13 protein-coding genes are annotated in these 15925 nt (G+C 60.2%); 4 read left to right on the top strand and 9 right to left on the bottom strand.

Features of this window, described 5'->3' with window-relative positions:
- Positions 1-106: 106 nt before the first annotated feature.
- Together F7R06_RS25620 and F7R06_RS25625 are read left to right on the top strand one after the other, a co-directional pair.
- Positions 107-1192 (top strand): catalase family peroxidase, encoded by a 1086-nt coding sequence (locus tag F7R06_RS25620; protein ID WP_090323570.1) that lies wholly within the window; start codon positions 107-109, stop codon positions 1190-1192.
- Entirely contained in the window at positions 1189-1734 is a 546-nt protein-coding gene (locus tag F7R06_RS25625) for a cytochrome b (RefSeq protein ID WP_090323568.1), read from the top strand. The genes F7R06_RS25620 and F7R06_RS25625 overlap by 4 nt, the downstream gene beginning before the upstream one ends.
- Before the next feature lie 70 nt (positions 1735-1804).
- On the opposite strand, the gene F7R06_RS25630 is transcribed toward F7R06_RS25625, so the two are convergent.
- Both F7R06_RS25630 and F7R06_RS25635 read right to left on the bottom strand, forming a co-directional pair.
- Positions 1805-2950, bottom strand: a complete 1146-nt coding sequence (locus F7R06_RS25630) for a M14 family metallopeptidase (RefSeq protein WP_090323566.1) — start codon at positions 2948-2950, stop codon at positions 1805-1807.
- Positions 2951-3728: 778 nt separating this feature from the next.
- Entirely contained in the window at positions 3729-4070 is a 342-nt protein-coding gene (locus F7R06_RS25635) for a DUF6124 family protein (RefSeq protein ID WP_090323564.1), read from the bottom strand.
- A 129-nt stretch (positions 4071-4199) separates the two neighbouring features.
- Here F7R06_RS25635 and F7R06_RS25640 point away from each other — a divergent pair, with 129 nt between their 5' ends.
- Positions 4200-4838, top strand: a complete 639-nt coding sequence (locus F7R06_RS25640) for a LexA family protein (RefSeq protein ID WP_090323562.1) — start codon at positions 4200-4202, stop codon at positions 4836-4838.
- A 39-nt stretch (positions 4839-4877) separates the two neighbouring features.
- On the opposite strand, the gene F7R06_RS25645 is transcribed toward F7R06_RS25640, so the two are convergent.
- The 4 genes from F7R06_RS25645 to F7R06_RS25660 all read right to left on the bottom strand — a co-directional run bounded on the left by F7R06_RS25645 (position 4878) and on the right by F7R06_RS25660 (position 10560).
- Positions 4878-6833, bottom strand: a complete 1956-nt coding sequence (locus tag F7R06_RS25645) for an acetyl/propionyl/methylcrotonyl-CoA carboxylase subunit alpha (RefSeq protein WP_090323561.1) — start codon at positions 6831-6833, stop codon at positions 4878-4880.
- Complete coding sequence (locus F7R06_RS25650; protein ID WP_090323559.1) at positions 6833-7648, bottom strand: gamma-carboxygeranoyl-CoA hydratase; 816 nt, start codon at positions 7646-7648, stop codon at positions 6833-6835. The genes F7R06_RS25645 and F7R06_RS25650 overlap by 1 nt, the downstream gene beginning before the upstream one ends.
- A 128-nt stretch (positions 7649-7776) precedes the next feature.
- On the bottom strand, positions 7777-9384 hold the full coding sequence (locus F7R06_RS25655) for a carboxyl transferase domain-containing protein (RefSeq protein ID WP_090323557.1): 1608 nt from the start codon (positions 9382-9384) through the stop codon (positions 7777-7779).
- A 12-nt stretch (positions 9385-9396) separates the two neighbouring features.
- A complete protein-coding gene (locus F7R06_RS25660; protein ID WP_008031893.1) occupies positions 9397-10560 on the bottom strand; it encodes an isovaleryl-CoA dehydrogenase in 1164 nt (387 codons plus the stop codon).
- Between the two features lie 337 nt (positions 10561-10897).
- On the opposite strand from F7R06_RS25660, the gene F7R06_RS25665 reads away from it, so the two are divergent.
- On the top strand, positions 10898-12595 hold the full coding sequence (locus tag F7R06_RS25665) for an AMP-binding protein (RefSeq protein ID WP_090323556.1): 1698 nt from the start codon (positions 10898-10900) through the stop codon (positions 12593-12595).
- Between the two features lie 706 nt (positions 12596-13301).
- Here the strand turns inward: F7R06_RS25665 and F7R06_RS25670 are convergent.
- The 3 genes from F7R06_RS25670 to F7R06_RS25680 form a co-directional block, all read right to left on the bottom strand.
- On the bottom strand, positions 13302-14201 hold the full coding sequence (locus F7R06_RS25670; protein WP_090323554.1) for a hydroxymethylglutaryl-CoA lyase: 900 nt from the start codon (positions 14199-14201) through the stop codon (positions 13302-13304).
- Positions 14202-14347: 146 nt separating this feature from the next.
- On the bottom strand, positions 14348-14749 hold the full coding sequence (locus F7R06_RS25675; protein ID WP_090323552.1) for a MerR family transcriptional regulator: 402 nt from the start codon (positions 14747-14749) through the stop codon (positions 14348-14350).
- Positions 14750-14934: 185 nt separating this feature from the next.
- Entirely contained in the window at positions 14935-15864 is a 930-nt protein-coding gene (locus F7R06_RS25680; RefSeq protein ID WP_047527602.1) for a LysR family transcriptional regulator, read from the bottom strand.
- Positions 15865-15925 lie beyond the last annotated feature (61 nt).

The raw sequence follows: 15925 nt of genomic DNA on the forward strand, positions 1-15925 counted from the left end.
GGTTATTCCACGCCGGAAAAAATAAATACCGAGCGATGGAATAAACCCTCAGGGGGTTCGTCTGTCTGGTTCTTCTCACTTGTGGCCGATGGCCCTGGAGACCTTCATGGTAGATCGATCAACACCGCCCACCCGGCCACCCCTGAGTACCGCGAGCCTGATGATGCGCCTGGCGGGCATTGCGGTAGTCGTCGCTGCCGCAGCCGGGGCTTTTGCCTACGTCAACGGTACCCTTGACCCACAACGCTTGACGCCGAAAAAGCTGATCAACGTCCTGGAAACCAACAACGGCGTGCACCCCGGGTTCCGACGCAATCACTCCAAAGGCGTGTGTGTGATCGGCCATTTCGAGAGCAGCGGCGAAGCGCGCAGTTACTCCTCTGCACAGGTGTTCAATGAAGCGCGGACCCCGGTGGTCGGGCGTTTCGCTTTGCCGGCGGGTAATCCTTATGCGCCGGACAGTGCCGTACCGATTCGCAGCCTGGCGTTGCGCTTCACCCAGGCCAACGGCCAGCAATGGCGCACCGGGATGAACAGCATGCCGGTGTTCCCGGTAGGCACCCCCGAGGCGTTCTATCAATTGCAACAAGCCCAATCGCCAGACCCGGCCACTGGCAAGCCGAACCCGGCAGCGGTGCCCGCGTTCTTCGGCTCGCACCCTGAAGCCGCACCGTTCCTGGCCTGGATCAAGACCGCCAAGCCGTCGGCCAGCTACGTGACGGAAACCTACAACAGCGTCAATGCGTTTTACCTGGTGAACGCCGCCGGACAACGGCAGGCGGTGCGCTGGAGCATGGTGCCAGTGGCCCAGGGCGCACCCGGCGCCACGACCCCGGAAGGCAGCGACTATCTGGAAAAAGACCTGGTTCAGCGTATCGCCGCAGGGCCTTTGCGTTGGCAGTTGAACATCACCCTGGCCAACCCTGGCGATCCGGTCAACGATGCGAGCAAGGCCTGGCCTGACGGGCGCAAAGTATTGAACGCCGGCACCCTGGTCCTTGAAAGCACCCAGCCGCAACTCAGTGGCGAGTGCCGTGACATCAACTACGACCCGTTGGTATTGCCGGCCGGGATCGAAGCTTCCGACGACCCGTTGCTCGCCGCACGTTCGGCCGGTTACGCCAATTCCTACCTGCGCCGCACCAGCGAAGTCAGCCAGTTACCCGCCGCTAAACAGGAGGCCAGGCAATGAGCGCCCAACCGAACCATTTCGCTCCCCTGGCGCGACTGCTGCATTGGCTGATGGCGCTGATGATCATCGCCATGTTGTTCATCGGCGCGGGTATGGTCGCGTCGGTGTCCGAACGCCATGAGTGGCTGATTCACCTGCACAAACCTTTGGGCGTCGCCATTCTGCTGCTGGTGGTCGTGCGTCTGGCGGTGCGGTTTTCCACGCAACAGCCACCGCTACCGGCGGACCTGCCGGGTTGGCAAGCGCTGGCGGCCAAGGCCTCCCACGTGCTGCTTTACGCCTTGATGCTGATTTTGCCGCTGCTGGGGTGGGCGATGATTTCGGCTTCGGGCGAACCGGTGATGCTTAGCCATTCGCTGCAGTTGCCGTCGATTCTGCCGGCGAATGCGCAGGTGTTTGCGTTCCTGCGCAAGGCACATGGGTATCTGGCGTATCTGCTGTTCTTGACGGTGCTGCTGCATTTGGCGGCGGCGTTGTTTCACGCCTGGGTGCGTCGGGATGGTGTGCTGGACAGTATGTTGCGAGGGAAGGATCGCGGTTAGTCGTAACCTGAAAAAAGATCGCAGCCTGGGGCGTCGCCGCAGGCTGCGATTTTTTGATCTGAAAGAGCAATCAGCGCAGCGTATCAACCATCTCCGCCACCGTGGTCAACACATCCTTGCCCAACTGCTTCGACCGCTTGCCCGACCAGCCGGTCAACGGGTCTGGATGATCATTATTATCCTTGAACGGCATTTCCAGGGTCAGCGACAGGCAATCGAATTTCTCACCCACGCTGTTACACGCTAGCGTCATGTTGGCCTTGCCCGGTTCATCGCGGGTGTAGCCGTGCTTGGTCTGGAAGTCCTTGGTCAGGTGCTTCAGGTGGGAGCGGAAGTGCTCTTCCAGTTTTTCGATTCGCGGCGTGTACCCCGGGTTGCCTTCGCAACCGGCGGTGAACACGTAAGGGATTTCCTCATCGCCATGGATGTCGAGGAACAGGTCGACGCCGTACTTTTCCATCTGTTGCTGTACGAAAAACACTTCCGGGCTGATTTCCGGACTGGCACTCTGCCAGGCGCGGTTCAGGTCCTGGCCCATGGCGTTGGTGCGCAGGTGACCGTGGAAGGCGCCGTCCGGGTTCATGTTTGGCACCAGGTACAGATCGGCGCTGGCCAGCAGTTTGTTCAGTACCGGGTCGTCGTGTTTTTCCAGGCGTTCGATCACGCCTTCCATGAACCATTCGGCCATGTGTTCGCCCGGATGTTGCTGAGCGATCATCCACACCTTGCGCTGGCCTTCGGCGCCCGAGCCTTTGCGCAGCAGCTGAATGTCCCGACCTTCGACGCTTTTGCCGGTGGCCAGCAGTTCGGTGCCCGCCTTGGTTAGCGCCTGCTCGATCAACCAGTCGTGACGGCCGCGGCTGTAGGGTTCGAAGTAGGCGAACCAGGCGTGGGTCTGGGTCGCTTCAAGGCAGAAACGCAGGCAGTCGCCCTCGAAGATGGTCGGTACACGAAACCAGTTCACATGATCGTAGGAAGCCACCGCCTGATAACCGTCCCACGCCTTGTTGTACGAAGACTTACTGGCATTGTTCAGGCGAAACCAGTGCTCCTGACCGACGTGCAGGCCACTGGCTTTGAAGTGGAACCATTGGAAATGCTTGCTTTTGGTGTCGGAGCGGATGGCCAGCAGCGGCTTGAGCGGGTCGCTGACATCGATCACCTCGATATTGCCGCTGTCGAAGTTGGCACTGATGTCGAGAGAGGATTTAGCCACGGTAGGGTTCCTGTTTGAGATTTTATGGCGGCTACTTTACACGCAAGCAAAGGGGGTTAGGAGTGCAGAAGAATCGGTTCACCCGCGCTGCTGACGTTCTGAATGACCGCTCACCTTTGCCGCGAAGCGCTACTACACAGCGTAGCGATCATCCGTGTTACCACCAGCACTGTTTTGAGGCCATCGGGTTAGAGAAGGGATGGGTATTTTTATGCGATGCACCGCACTGGCAGTGGCTGGGTAGATTCGCCTATCGCGGTGTATTGAGGTCAGGCCTGGAGGGAGAGGGCGCTGCAATTTGGCATCAGCCTGATTTTGATCGCAAGACAGGTCATCGCCGAGAAGGGGAACGATGGGGCAGGAACATGATGCAAAACGGGGGGGCGTCCTCCTTGACGCTGTCGCAGCTTAGAGACTGTGGAATTGATTCTCAAGTGCTATTTTCTCGGCGGTTCGCCCAATGATCTCGGGCTGCCCATGCCAACGGGTATTCTTTTGAAATGGTCCGCGCCACTGAGTGTTTGCGGCACTTGAAGGCTTCATTAGCCTGACGCCATAAACCAGAATGCAGGCAAAAAAAGACCCGGCAAAAAGCCGGGTCAAAAACCGTGATTAGCCTGATGAGGAGATAGACCAAAAGTCCGACCTGAGGTCCCTTGATCCATCGACTGATCTCGCGATCAGATCGCTGCAATAATAATCATTCTCGTTTGCAAGTCAAGCGCTTTTATCCAGTCAATTGGAAAATTCATTCCGAACCACTGCCTGCGCCTTCTCTTTATGCTTTCTGATGCCCTTCCAGGGATCGGGCGACCATGGCCTTGGCCATATCGATCATGTGCACCGCCGAAAACGCCAGGTCCCGACTTGCGCCCTGCAAATGATTGGCTGACTCGTAGGCAATGGCTGCGGCGCAGCGCAACAGATCCGAGGCATGAATCAATGCTTCTTCACTGGTGATGTTGCGGTTCACATCAAAGAAACGCTCCTCGACCTCAGTCTCCGTGACCGTTGGCTTCAAGTAGTAGTCCAGCGCCCGTTGTGCGGCGGCGGAGCCTTGGGGCGAGGTGAGGGAGGTGTCGATTTGCATGTCCGGCAGTTCGTGGGCAGGTTGGGTCATGGTGATGGCAAACTCCGTTATAGATTCTGATCCGTGAATTCATCCTAATACGATTTGTATTTGTGACCATGAGTTTAATACTACAATTTGTGTTTTGATGGCCGGAGCTGGCCCAGTATCGTGCCGCCCATGGATAAATGGATCGAATTGGTCAAGGCCAAGATGAGTGAACTCAAAGTCACTCAGGAAATACTCGCTGAACGCCTCGGAATGTCCCAGGGCGGCATTGGCCATTGGCTGAATAAACGTCGCGAGCCGGGTGTCGAGAACATGAACCGGGTGTTGAAGGCACTCGGCATGGACTTTCTCGAAGTCGCGCTGGTGATCCGCGAGCCTGCGGACGCTGAGGATGAAGAGGTCTGCCTGACGCAAAAGTACAATCCGTACTTTCGTTACCCGGTCCGTGACTGGAAGGCAGCCGCTGAGGTGCGCGATGGAGAACGGACGCAGTATCGTTTCGAACTGTCCGACTATCACGCCCAAGGCACGGCATTCTGGTTGACGGTGACTGGTGACGCGATGACCGCTCCCAGTGGCCTGAGCATTGGCGAAGGCATGTTGATTCTGGTGGACCCGGACGTGGCAGCGCAGCCGGGCAAACTGGTGATCGCGCAATGGCCCGACAGCACCGAGGCGATCTTTCGCAAGCTGATCGAAGAGGGCGGGCAGCGTTACCTGGTCCCGCTCAATCCGACGTACCCCAAAGCCCTCTACACCGACGACTGCCGAATCATCGGCGTAGTGGTTCAGGCGACAGCCAGGTTCTGATCGGATCGGTCCTCGCAAGGCGCAGGACCGATCGTCATTTCACGCCTCTTCCAGTTCGACCAGCGCACTGCCTTCGCTGACCATCTCGCCTTCCTGGCAATACAACGCCTTGATGACCCCGGCGTGTGGCGCACGAATGCTGTGCTCCATCTTCATCGCTTCGAGCACCACCAGTTGCGCCCCGGCTTCGACCGTTTGCCCAGCCTCTACCAGCACTCGCACGATGCTGCCGTTCATGGGGGCTGTCAGCCCGCCCTGATGACTGTGACTGGCTTCGACGGCGCTGATCGGGTCATAGGCTTCGATGCGGCGCAACTCGCCATCCCATTGCAGATAGACCAGGTCACCACGGCGGATGGCCCGATGCTGGCGTCGCACGCCGTCGTGCTCGGTGAGCAACTGCTCGCCCTTGAGTCGCGCGCCCTGGGCGTTGATGTCGCCCAGCGTCAGCGCGCGGTCCTGGCCTTCGCAACTCAAGTGCAGGGTGATTTCCGTTGGCAATCCGGCACGGAAGCCGTTGCTGTTGGCCCAAGGCGAACTCGGGTCATCGAGGCGCGGTGAACGGGGCTGGCTCTGGGCCAAAGCCTGGGCGGCGGCTTGCCAGAAGGCATCGCTGAGCGCGGCAGGCGCCGGCAGCAGTTGTTCCTGGTAACGCGGAATGAACCCGGTATCCAGTTCCGCCGCGGCAAACGCCGGGTGGGCAATGATTCGACGCAGGAAGTTGATGTTGGTCTTGAGTCCGCCAATGGCGAACTCATCGAGCATGCTCAGCAGGCGCAAACGCGCCTGTTCACGGTCCTCGCCCCAGGCAATCAACTTGCCGAGCATCGGGTCGTAGAAGGGCGAAACCTCATCGCCTTCCTCAACGCCACTGTCGACACGACGCCCCGGCCCCTCGGCCGATTCGCGATACAACTCCAGGCGTCCGGTCGCCGGCAGGAAATCATTGCCCGGGTCTTCGGCATACAGCCGCACTTCAATGGCGTGGCCGATCAGTGGAACCTGATCCTGGGTCATGGGCAGTGCTTCACCGCGTGCGACGCGAATCTGCCAGGCCACCAGGTCCAGGCCGGTGATGGCTTCGGTGACCGGGTGTTCGACTTGCAGGCGCGTGTTCATCTCCATGAAGAAGAACTCGCCGCGCGCATCCAGCAGAAACTCCACGGTGCCGGCGCCGACATAACCGATGGCCTGGGCCGAACGCACGGCCGCTTCGCCCATGGCACGCCGCAGTTCCGGGCTCAGGCCTGGTGCGGGCGCTTCTTCGACGACTTTCTGGTGCCGACGCTGAATCGAGCAGTCACGTTCGTTGAGGTACAGGCAGTTGCCGTGTTGATCGGCGAACACCTGGATTTCCACGTGGCGCGGTTTGAGCAGGTATTTCTCCACCAGCATCCGCGAATCGCCGAACGACGATTGCGCTTCACGCTGGGCCGAGGCCAGGGCTTCGGCCAGTTGGCTGACGTCCTCGACCACTTTCATGCCCTTGCCGCCACCACCGGCCGTGGCTTTGAGCAGCACCGGGTAACCGATGCGTTCACAGGCCGCGCGGAAGGTCTCGAAGTCCTGAGCTTCACCGTGATAACCCGGCACCAGTGGCACGCCAGCGGTTTCCATCAGAGCTTTGGCGGCGGACTTGCTGCCCATGGCGTCGATGGCCGACGCCGGCGGGCCGAGGAAAATCAGGCCAGCCGCTTCGATCGCGCGGGCGAACCCGGCATTTTCCGACAGAAAGCCATAACCGGGGTGGATGGCCTGGGCGCCGCTGGCCTTGGCGGCGGCGATCAGTTTGTCGATTTGCAGGTAGCTGTCGGCGGCTTTGCTGCCACCGAGGTCGACTCGAATATCGGCTTCGCGGCTGTGGCGGGCGTCACGGTCAATGGCGCTGTGTACGGCCACGGTAGTCAGGCCCAGGGCCTTGGCGGTGCGCATGACCCGGCAAGCGATTTCGCCACGGTTGGCCACCAGCACAGAGGTGATAACAGGTGCGCTCATCAACGGGGCTCCTTGGTGGTGGTTTCGGCCTGCCAGCTCGGCGGACGTTTTTGCAGAAAGGCGCGCAGGCCTTCCTGGCCTTCAGGGCTGACGCGGATGCGGGCGATGGCGTTCTCGGTGTAGCGGCGCAGCGCCGGGTTCAGCGAGCCGTCGCCGACTTCACGCAACAGATCCTTGCTGGCACGCATGGCGGCGGGGCTGTTGAGCAACAGGTTGTCGATCCACTGTTCGACCTTTTGCTCCAACTCGGCCAACGGATAGCTCTCCGACAACAAACCGAGTTCCCGCGCCCGTTGCCCGCCGAAGCGTTCAGCGGTCAGGGCATAACGTCGGGTGGCACGTTCGCCGATGGCTTGCACCACGAACGGGCTGATCACTGCCGGTGCCAGGCCAATGCGGACTTCTGACAGGCAGAATTGCGCGTCATCGGCACCGATGGCCATGTCGCAGCAACTGATTAGGCCCAGGGCGCCACCAAAGGCCGCGCCTTGCACCACCGCCAGGGTCGGCACTTTCAGTTTGGCGAGGTTGTACATCAACTCCGCCAGTTCCCGGGCGTCGTCGAGGTTGGTGTGGTAATCGAGTTCGGCCGATTGCTGCATCCAGGCCAGGTCGGCACCGGCGCTGAAATGTTTGCCGCGGCCACGCACCAGCAGAAAACGCAGGCTGGCATCGCTCGAAACCTTGTCCAGCGCCAGGATCAATTCGCGGATCATCTGCGCGTTGAAGGCGTTGTTCTTTTCTTCGCGGCTGAGCCACAGGGTGGCGAAACCCCGAGGGTCGGTCAGCAATTCGAGGGTGGTGAAGTCGCTCATTTTTTATTCTCCACGGCACTTGTAGGAGCGAGCCCGCTCGCGATGGACTAAAGGGCAGCGCGTTTATCCAGAAAGCACGCGTTATCGTTAACGTCCATCGCGAGCCAGCTCGCTCCTACAGGATCGGATTACATCCGGAACACGCCGAAGCGGCTCGGTTCGATTGGCGCGTTCAATGACGCGGACAAGGCCAGGCCCAGGACATCGCGGGTCTGCGCCGGGTCGATGACGCCGTCGTCCCACAGCCGTGCGCTGGAATAATAGGGGTGGCCCTGTTCTTCGTACTGGTCGAGGATCGGTTGCTTGATCTCGGCTTCCTGCTCGGCGCTGAAACCCTGGCCACTGCGCTCGGCTTGTTCACGCTTGACCTGCACCAGAACACCAGCCGCCTGCTCGGCACCCATCACGCCGATGCGCGCATTCGGCCACATCCACAGGAAGCGCGGATCATAGGCCCGACCGCACATCCCGTAGTTACCGGCACCGAAGCTGCCGCCGATGATCACCGTGAATTTCGGCACTTTGGCGCACGCCACGGCGGTCACCAGTTTTGCGCCGTGCTTGGCGATACCGCCGGCTTCGTATTTCTGCCCGACCATGAAGCCGGTGATGTTTTGCAGGAACAACAACGGGATGCCGCGCTGGCACGCCAGCTCGATGAAGTGCGCACCTTTTTGCGCGGCTTCGGCGAAGAGGATGCCGTTGTTGGCGAGGATCGCGATCGGGTAACCGTGCAGGTGGGCGAAACCGCACACCAGTGTGGTCCCGAACAGCGCCTTGAATTCGTCGAACACCGAACCGTCCACCAAACGGGCAATCACTTCGCGCACGTCGAACGGTTGCTTGGCATCGGCCGAGACCACGCCGTACAACTCGTCGCTGCTGTAGAGCGGGGCGATGGGTGTGCGTTGCTGAACCTCGCCTTGTTTGCGCCAGTTGAGGTTGGCGATGCTGCGGCGGGCCAGGGCCAGGGCGTGTTCGTCGCTTTCGGCGTAATGGTCGGCGACCCCGGAAATCTTGCAGTGCACATCGGCCCCGCCCAGGTCTTCGGCGCTGACCACTTCACCGGTCGCGGCTTTCACCAGCGGTGGGCCGGCGAGGAAGATCGTCGCTTGCTCACGGACCATGATCGCTTCATCAGCCATCGCCGGCACGTACGCGCCGCCTGCGGTGCAGGAACCCATGACCACGGCAATCTGTGGAATGCCCATGGCGCTCATGTTGGCCTGGTTGAAGAAGATCCGTCCGAAGTGCTCGCGATCCGGGAAGACTTCATCCTGACGCGGCAGGTTGGCGCCGCCGGAGTCCACCAGGTAGATGCACGGCAAGCGATTCTGCTGGGCGATGGTCTGGGCGCGCAGGTGCTTTTTCACGGTCAGCGGGTAGTACGAGCCACCTTTCACCGTGGCATCGTTGGCGACGATCATGCATTCGACGCCTTCTACGCGACCGATCCCGGCGATCACCCCGGCGGCGGGAACGTCTTCGCCATAGACCTCGTAGGCGGCCAATTGGCTGATTTCGAGAAACGGCGAGCCCGGATCGAGCAGTCGGTTGATGCGCTCACGGGGCAGCAGTTTGCCCCGCGAGGTGTGGCGTTCTTGCGCTTTCGGGCCGCCACCTTGCGCCACTTGGGCGAGCAGGGTGTGCAGGGCGTCGACCTGTTTGAGCATCGCCGCGCTATTGGCGGCGAATTCCGCCGAACGGGGGTTGAGCTGGGTATGCAGGATAGCCATGGACAACTCCGTTTAGCGGGTTTCGTTGAACAGTTCGCGGCCGATGAGCATGCGACGGATCTCACTGGTGCCGGCGCCGATTTCGTACAGCTTGGCGTCACGCAGCAGACGACCGGCCGGGAATTCGTTGATGTAGCCGTTGCCGCCGAGGATCTGGATCGCATCGAGGGCCATTTGCGTGGCGCGCTCGGCGCTGTAGAGGATCACGCCAGCAGCGTCCTTGCGCGTGGTTTCGCCGCGCTCGCAAGCCTGGGCCACGGCGTACAGGTAGGCGCGGCTGGCGTTGAGTTGGGTGTACATGTCGGCGACTTTGCCCTGGATCAACTGGAATTCGCCGATGCTTTGGCCGAACTGCTTGCGGTCGTGGATGTACGGCACGATCAGGTCCATGCAGGCCTGCATGATCCCGGTCGGGCCACCCGAGAGCACGACGCGCTCGTAGTCGAGGCCGCTCATCAGCACTTTCACGCCGCCGTTGAGCACGCCGAGGATGTTTTCTTCCGGCACTTCGACGTCATCGAAAAACAGTTCGCAGGTGTTCGAACCGCGCATGCCGAGCTTGTCGAATTTGTTGCTGCGGCTGAAGCCTTTCCAGTCGCGCTCGACAATGAAGGCGGTAATGCCGTGGGGGCCCTTTTCCAGGTCGGTCTTGGCGTAGATCACGTAGGTGTTGGCGTCCGGACCGTTGGTGATCCAGGTCTTGCTGCCATTGAGCACGTAGTGATCGCCACGCTTGTCGGCGCGCAGCTTCATCGAAACCACGTCGGAGCCGGCGTTCGGTTCGCTCATGGCCAGGGCGCCGATGTGCTCGCCGCTGATCAGTTTCGGCAGGTATTTGGATTTCTGCTCGTGGTTGCCATTGCGGTTGATCTGATTGACGCAGAGGTTGGAGTGCGCGCCATAGGACAGTGCAACCGAAGCCGAACCACGGCTGATTTCTTCCATGGCCACCACGTGGGCCAGGTAACCCAGGCCTGCGCCGCCGTACTCTTCCGGCACCGTGATGCCCAGCAGGCCCATGTCGCCGAATTTGCGCCACAGGTCGGCGGGGAACAGGTTGTCGATGTCGATCTGAGCGGCGCGCGGGGCGATCTCTTTGGCGACGAAGGACTGAACCTGATCGCGCAGCATGTCGATGGTTTCACCGAGGGCAAAATTCAGGGATGGGTAGCTCATGGGTCACCTTTTGGCTTTTTTGTCGGGTGGGGAGGGCCGTGATTCAGCTCTCACCTTTACGTTAACGTAAGCCTGTGACGAATGGCTGTCAATCACCCTTTACGTTAACGTCAACTTGAGCGAGAGTAGAGCCAGTTCAAGATAGAACGCGGACCCGAGTTGCAGGAGCAATCTGTGGCGAGGGGGCTTGCCCCCGTTGAGTGCGTAGCACTCCGAAGATCTTCGGTGTACCGGAGATTTTGAGGCTGCTGCGTAGCCTGACGGGGGCAAGCCCCTTCGCCACATCGCTCCCAAAGACACCGCGATTAGCCCATCAATAAAGACAATAGGGGTCGTCATGGATCAACCCAGTGCACATCCGCAGCGCAGCTACACCCGCGGTTCTCAGGACAAAGCCTTGCTGGCGATGACCATCGGCCAGGCGTTCGACAACACCGTCGCGCAGCACCCGGACGGGGAGGCGCTGGTCGTGCGCCATCAACAGCTGCGTTACACCTGGCGGCAACTGGCGGCGGCGGCGGACCTGCACGCCAGAGCCCTGCTGGCGCTGGGCCTGCAGACCGGTGACCGTCTGGGGATCTGGGCACCGAATTGCGCTCAGTGGTGCATCAGTCAGATCGCCAGCGCGAAGATCGGCGTGATCCTGGTCAACATCAACCCCGCCTACCGCAGCTCCGAACTGGAATACGTGTTGAAGCAATCCGGCTGCCAATGGCTGGTCTGTGCCGGGGCCTTCAAGTCCTCCAACTACCACGCCATGCTGCAAGGGCTGGTGCCGGAACTGGCGGAGCAATCCATCGGCAAGCTGCAGAGCGAACGCCTGCCGGCATTGCGCGGTGTCATCAGCCTCGATGCACAGCCACCCGTCGGTTTCCTGCCCTGGTCACAGCTGAGCGATCTGGCAGCCAGCGTGTCGCTCGAGCAACTGCACCAGCGCCAGAACAGCCTGCATTTCGATCAGGCGGTGAACATCCAGTACACCTCCGGCACCACCGGGTTTCCCAAAGGCGCGACCCTGAGCCACTACAACATTCTCAACAACGGTTACATGGTCGGTGAAAGCCTTGGCCTGACCGCCGCAGATCGCCTGGTGATTCCGGTACCGCTCTATCACTGCTTTGGCATGGTCATGGGCAATCTGGGTTGCATCACCCATGGCAGCACCATGATTTACCCCAATGACGCCTTCGATCCGCTGCTGACCCTGAGCACCGTCGCAGAAGAAAAAGCCACCGCGCTGTACGGTGTGCCGACCATGTTCATCGCCATGCTCGATCAGCCTCAACGTACCGAATTCGACCTGTCGAGCTTGCGCACCGGGATCATGGCGGGTGCGACTTGCCCGATCGAGGTGATGCGACGGGTTATCAGTGAAATGCACATGAGCGAAGTGCAAATTGCCTACGGCATGACGGAAACCAGTCCGGTGTCCTTGCAGACCGGGCCGTCAGATGACCTGGAATTGCGCGTAACGACCGTCGGCCGCACCCAGCCGCAACTGGAAAGCAAAATCATTGATGAGGCCGGCAACCTGGTGCCGCGCGGCACGATCGGTGAACTGTGCACCCGCGGCTACAGCGTGATGCTCGGCTACTGGAACAACCCCGAAGGCACTGCGGAAGCGATCGACCAGGCGGGCTGGATGCATACCGGGGACCTGGCGAGCATGAATGACGAGGGTTACGTGTGCATTGCCGGGCGCAACAAGGACATGATCATCCGTGGCGGCGAGAACATTTACCCACGGGAGCTGGAAGAGTTCTTCTTCACTCACCCGGACGTGGCCGACGTGCAAGTGATCGGGATTCCTTGCTCGCGTTATGGTGAGGAGATTGTCGCCTGGATCAAGTTCCACCCCGGCCACAGCGCGACCGAACAGGAACTGCAAGCCTGGTGCAAGGAGCGCATCGCGCACTTCAAGACACCGCGTTACTTCAAGTTCGTCGAGGAGTTTCCGATGACGGTGACCGGCAAGATCCAGAAATTCCGGATGCGCGAGATCAGTGTCGAGGAGTTGCGTAGCAAGCAGGGCTGAACAGGCCTTCTGTAGGAGCGAGCCCGCTCGCGAAGGACGTCAACGATAACGCGTGCAGTCTGGATCAACGCGGTGCCTTTGAGTTCTTCGTCGGAACGCCGCCCGGAGCAGGCTCGCTCCTACAAGGGGCGGCGGTGCAAATACCGAATGCCAGACAGCACAAAGGGGAGCCGAAGCTCCCCTTTAATTTTTCGTTTCGCGTGCTCTTTTTTTATTATTGAGGGGCGGTCTGTTGTTGTTTTTGGTGACCGTGACCCTTTACCGCTGTTTTTTGTCGATCCCCATCCGGGATCAAGAGCAAACGTATTTTTTTGAGCGCTGATCTACTTTTTCGCTGAGCGATCCAACCAGTTCGGGAGCTACCTGAAGGTAGTTTTATTGTTCTCTGCCCGGTTGCGGGTAACTCCGAAAAGCACCCTGAAAAGCACATCTTCTCCAAAAAAATCTGTTAGCTGCGTCTCTGCCGTGTTGTTTTTGTTATGTCAGAGTCGTTACGTCTTGTTTTTATTGGGTATGCCGCTTTTTTTATTCTTGTTATGCCATAGAGATAGCAGGTGTCGTGCCAACTTTTAAAAATCCTTTTAAATCAACAACTTAAAAAATCTAAGGTTTTTTCCCTCAGGCAAACCCTGACAATTTGTTTCCGTGTTACTCGCTTTTACCCCACGTTCTGACACAGCGGTAACACCCGGACACAACCGCGCCCTCACTGAGCGCTGCGCGCCTTGGCCACGCGTGAACCGGTAGGCCGCCCCAGCACAGTGCAGATTTGCTGGCCGGCCAGGATCAGGGCGTCCAGGTCGATGCCCGTTTCGATTCCCAGCCCGTGGAGCAGGTAAACCACGTCTTCGGTGGCGACGTTACCGCTGGCGCCCTTGGCATAAGGGCAGCCACCGAGGCCGGCGATGGAGCTGTCGAATACCGAGATACCTTCCAGCAGGCTGGCGTAGATGTTGGCCATGGCCTGGCCGTAGGTGTCATGGAAATGCCCGGCCAGTTTTTCCCGTGGCACGACGGCGGAAACCACGTCGAACATCTTGCGGGTGGCGCCTGCGGTGCCGGTGCCGATGGTGTCGCCCAGGGATACCTCGTAGCAGCCCATGGCGTAGAGCTCGCGGGCGACCCGAGCGACTTGTTCCGGTGCGACGTTACCTTCATAGGGGCAGCCCAGCACACAGGACACGTAACCGCGCACGGTCACGCCGTGTTGCCTGGCGGCGTCCATGATCGGTACGAAACGCTCCAGGCTTTCGCTGATCGAGCAGTTGATATTGCGCTGGGAAAACGCCTCGGAGGCCGCGGCAAACACCGCGACTTCCTTGACCCCGGAGGCGAGGGCGTCTTCAAAACCGCGAAGGTTGGGCGCCAGGGCACCGTAGACCACCCCGGGTTTGCGCTGGATCTGCGCGAAGACATCGGCGGAACCGGCCATCTGCGGCACCCATTTGGGCGAGACGAAACTGCCGACTTCGATATAACCCAGGCCCGCAGCCGTCAGCGCGTCGACCAGTTGCACCTTGTCGGCAACGCTGATGGGTTGGGCTTCGTTTTGCAGACCGTCGCGCGGGCCGACTTCGACAAGGCGTACGTGGGTGGGGAGGGACATGGGGTTCGACCTGTGCTGATTGTTCGGAGAACCCTGTAGGAGCGAGCCTGCTCGCGATGGGCTCCCGGGCACCGCGTTTATCCAGCAAACGCGCGTTATCGTTAACGACCATCGCGAGCAGGCTCGCTCCTACAAGGGGGCGGGTTTTATTGAATGACTTCCTGGTTTTTGAGGGTCTGCTCCAGCGCCTGGACGCAACGCTCTTCCGCTGTATCGAGTTCGAGTTTCATCTGCTCGATGTCCAGCAGTTGCTGTTCCAGCTGTTCCCGACGCTCACTGATTTTCGCCAGCATGCTGTGCAGTTGCTTGGTGTTACCGCTGGAAGGGTCGTAGAGCTCGATCAGCTCGCGGCACTCTGCCAGAGAGAAGCCGATGCGCTTGCCCCGCAGGATCAGCTTCAGGCTGACCTTGTCGCGGGGGGAATAGATGCGTTCCTGACCGCGCCGTTCGGGGCTGAGCAGGCCTTGCTCTTCATAGAAGCGAATGGCCCGGGTGGTGATGTCGAGCTCGCGGGCGAGGTCGGAAATGCTGTAGGTCTGGCTGCTCATGGAAGCGCTCGCAAAAGGTCATGGCGCTAAGCTAATGTCAGGTTGACGTATACGTCAAGGGGCAGGGGTTGACTGCTGTTCTTGCCGGCCCCATCGCGAGCAGGCTCGCTCCCACAAAGTATTCGGGTATACACCTCCTGTGGGAGCGAGCCTGCTCGCGATGAACGATAACGCGGTATGACGCCTTATACCTTCTCGAGCTTCTTCTCATGCGCCGTCACCTGCTGGCACAACTCGATCATCTGCTCGCGCATCCAGCGGTTGGCCGGATCCTGGTCCGTGCTTTCATGCCAGTACAGGTGGGTTTCCACCGGCGGCACATCGTTGACCGGCAAGCTGAAGGCGTGCAGATCATTGCGACGGGCGAAGCGCTCCGGAACGGTCATGACCATGTCGGTCTGCTGCAGCACTTGTGAAGCCATCAGATAGTGCTGGGAGCGCAGGGCGATCTTGCGCTGGATGCCCATCTTGCCCAGTGCCAGGTCGACATGGCCCAGACCGCTGCGGCGGCTGGAAATATGGATGTGGGTCAGCCCCAGATAATCATCCAGGGTGAATTTTTCCTTGCCCGCCAACGGGTGGCCCTTGCGCATGGCGCACACGTAGCGGTCTTCCATCAATTTGACGTGTCGCACCTGCGGGTCAGTGTTGAGCGGCGCATCCACAGCAAAATCGAGGCGACCGGCGGCCAGTTCCTTGGTGGTTTCACGGCGCTTGGACAGGAAGCTCTCGATGATCACCGTGGGAGCGAGGCGACGCAGGCGCTGGAACAGTGGCGGCAGGATCACCGCCTCGGTCAGGTCGGTCATGCTGATGCGGTAGGTCTTGACCGCCTGCAGCGGATTGAAAATGCGGCTTTCCTGTACCGATACCCGCAGCAGGGAGAGGGCGTTGCGTACCGGGCCGATGATGTTCTGGGCCATCGGCGTTGGCACCATGCCCTGGGCGGTGCGCACGAACAAAGGGTCGTTGAAGGTCTCGCGCAGGCGGGCCAGAGCGTTCGATACCGCCGGCTGGGTAATCCCGACAATCTGCCCGGCGCGGGTCAGGTTGGCTTCGGTGTAGATCGCGTCGAAGACGATGAAAAGGTTGAGGTCGACCTTGCTCAGATTCATTACGCGGCTCTCTTATTGTGTGGGCGGCTGGCCTTGAAGATCAGCCGATCATATATCGGTG

Origin of the sequence: Pseudomonas moorei, assembly GCF_008801475.1 — a bacterium.
In the GTDB taxonomy this organism is placed as follows: domain Bacteria; phylum Pseudomonadota; class Gammaproteobacteria; order Pseudomonadales; family Pseudomonadaceae; genus Aquipseudomonas; species Aquipseudomonas moorei.

Bases quoted from the DNA above. Each gene is read 5' to 3' on its own strand.
- F7R06_RS25620 (WP_090323570.1), top strand. From the start codon at position 107: ATGGTAGATCGATCAACACCGCCCACCCGGCCACCCCTGAGTACCGCG.
- F7R06_RS25625 (WP_090323568.1), top strand. From the start codon at position 1,189: ATGAGCGCCCAACCGAACCATTTCGCTCCCCTGGCGCGACTGCTGCAT.
- F7R06_RS25635 (WP_090323564.1), bottom strand. From the start codon at position 4,070: ATGACCCAACCTGCCCACGAACTGCCGGACATGCAAATCGACACCTCC.
- F7R06_RS25640 (WP_090323562.1), top strand. From the start codon at position 4,200: ATGGATAAATGGATCGAATTGGTCAAGGCCAAGATGAGTGAACTCAAA.
- F7R06_RS25645 (WP_090323561.1), bottom strand. From the start codon at position 6,833: ATGAGCGCACCTGTTATCACCTCTGTGCTGGTGGCCAACCGTGGCGAA.
- F7R06_RS25650 (WP_090323559.1), bottom strand. From the start codon at position 7,648: ATGAGCGACTTCACCACCCTCGAATTGCTGACCGACCCTCGGGGTTTC.
- F7R06_RS25655 (WP_090323557.1), bottom strand. From the start codon at position 9,384: ATGGCTATCCTGCATACCCAGCTCAACCCCCGTTCGGCGGAATTCGCC.
- F7R06_RS25660 (WP_008031893.1), bottom strand. From the start codon at position 10,560: ATGAGCTACCCATCCCTGAATTTTGCCCTCGGTGAAACCATCGACATG.
- F7R06_RS25665 (WP_090323556.1), top strand. From the start codon at position 10,898: ATGGATCAACCCAGTGCACATCCGCAGCGCAGCTACACCCGCGGTTCT.
- F7R06_RS25670 (WP_090323554.1), bottom strand. From the start codon at position 14,201: ATGTCCCTCCCCACCCACGTACGCCTTGTCGAAGTCGGCCCGCGCGAC.
- F7R06_RS25675 (WP_090323552.1), bottom strand. From the start codon at position 14,749: ATGAGCAGCCAGACCTACAGCATTTCCGACCTCGCCCGCGAGCTCGAC.
- F7R06_RS25680 (WP_047527602.1), bottom strand. From the start codon at position 15,864: ATGAATCTGAGCAAGGTCGACCTCAACCTTTTCATCGTCTTCGACGCG.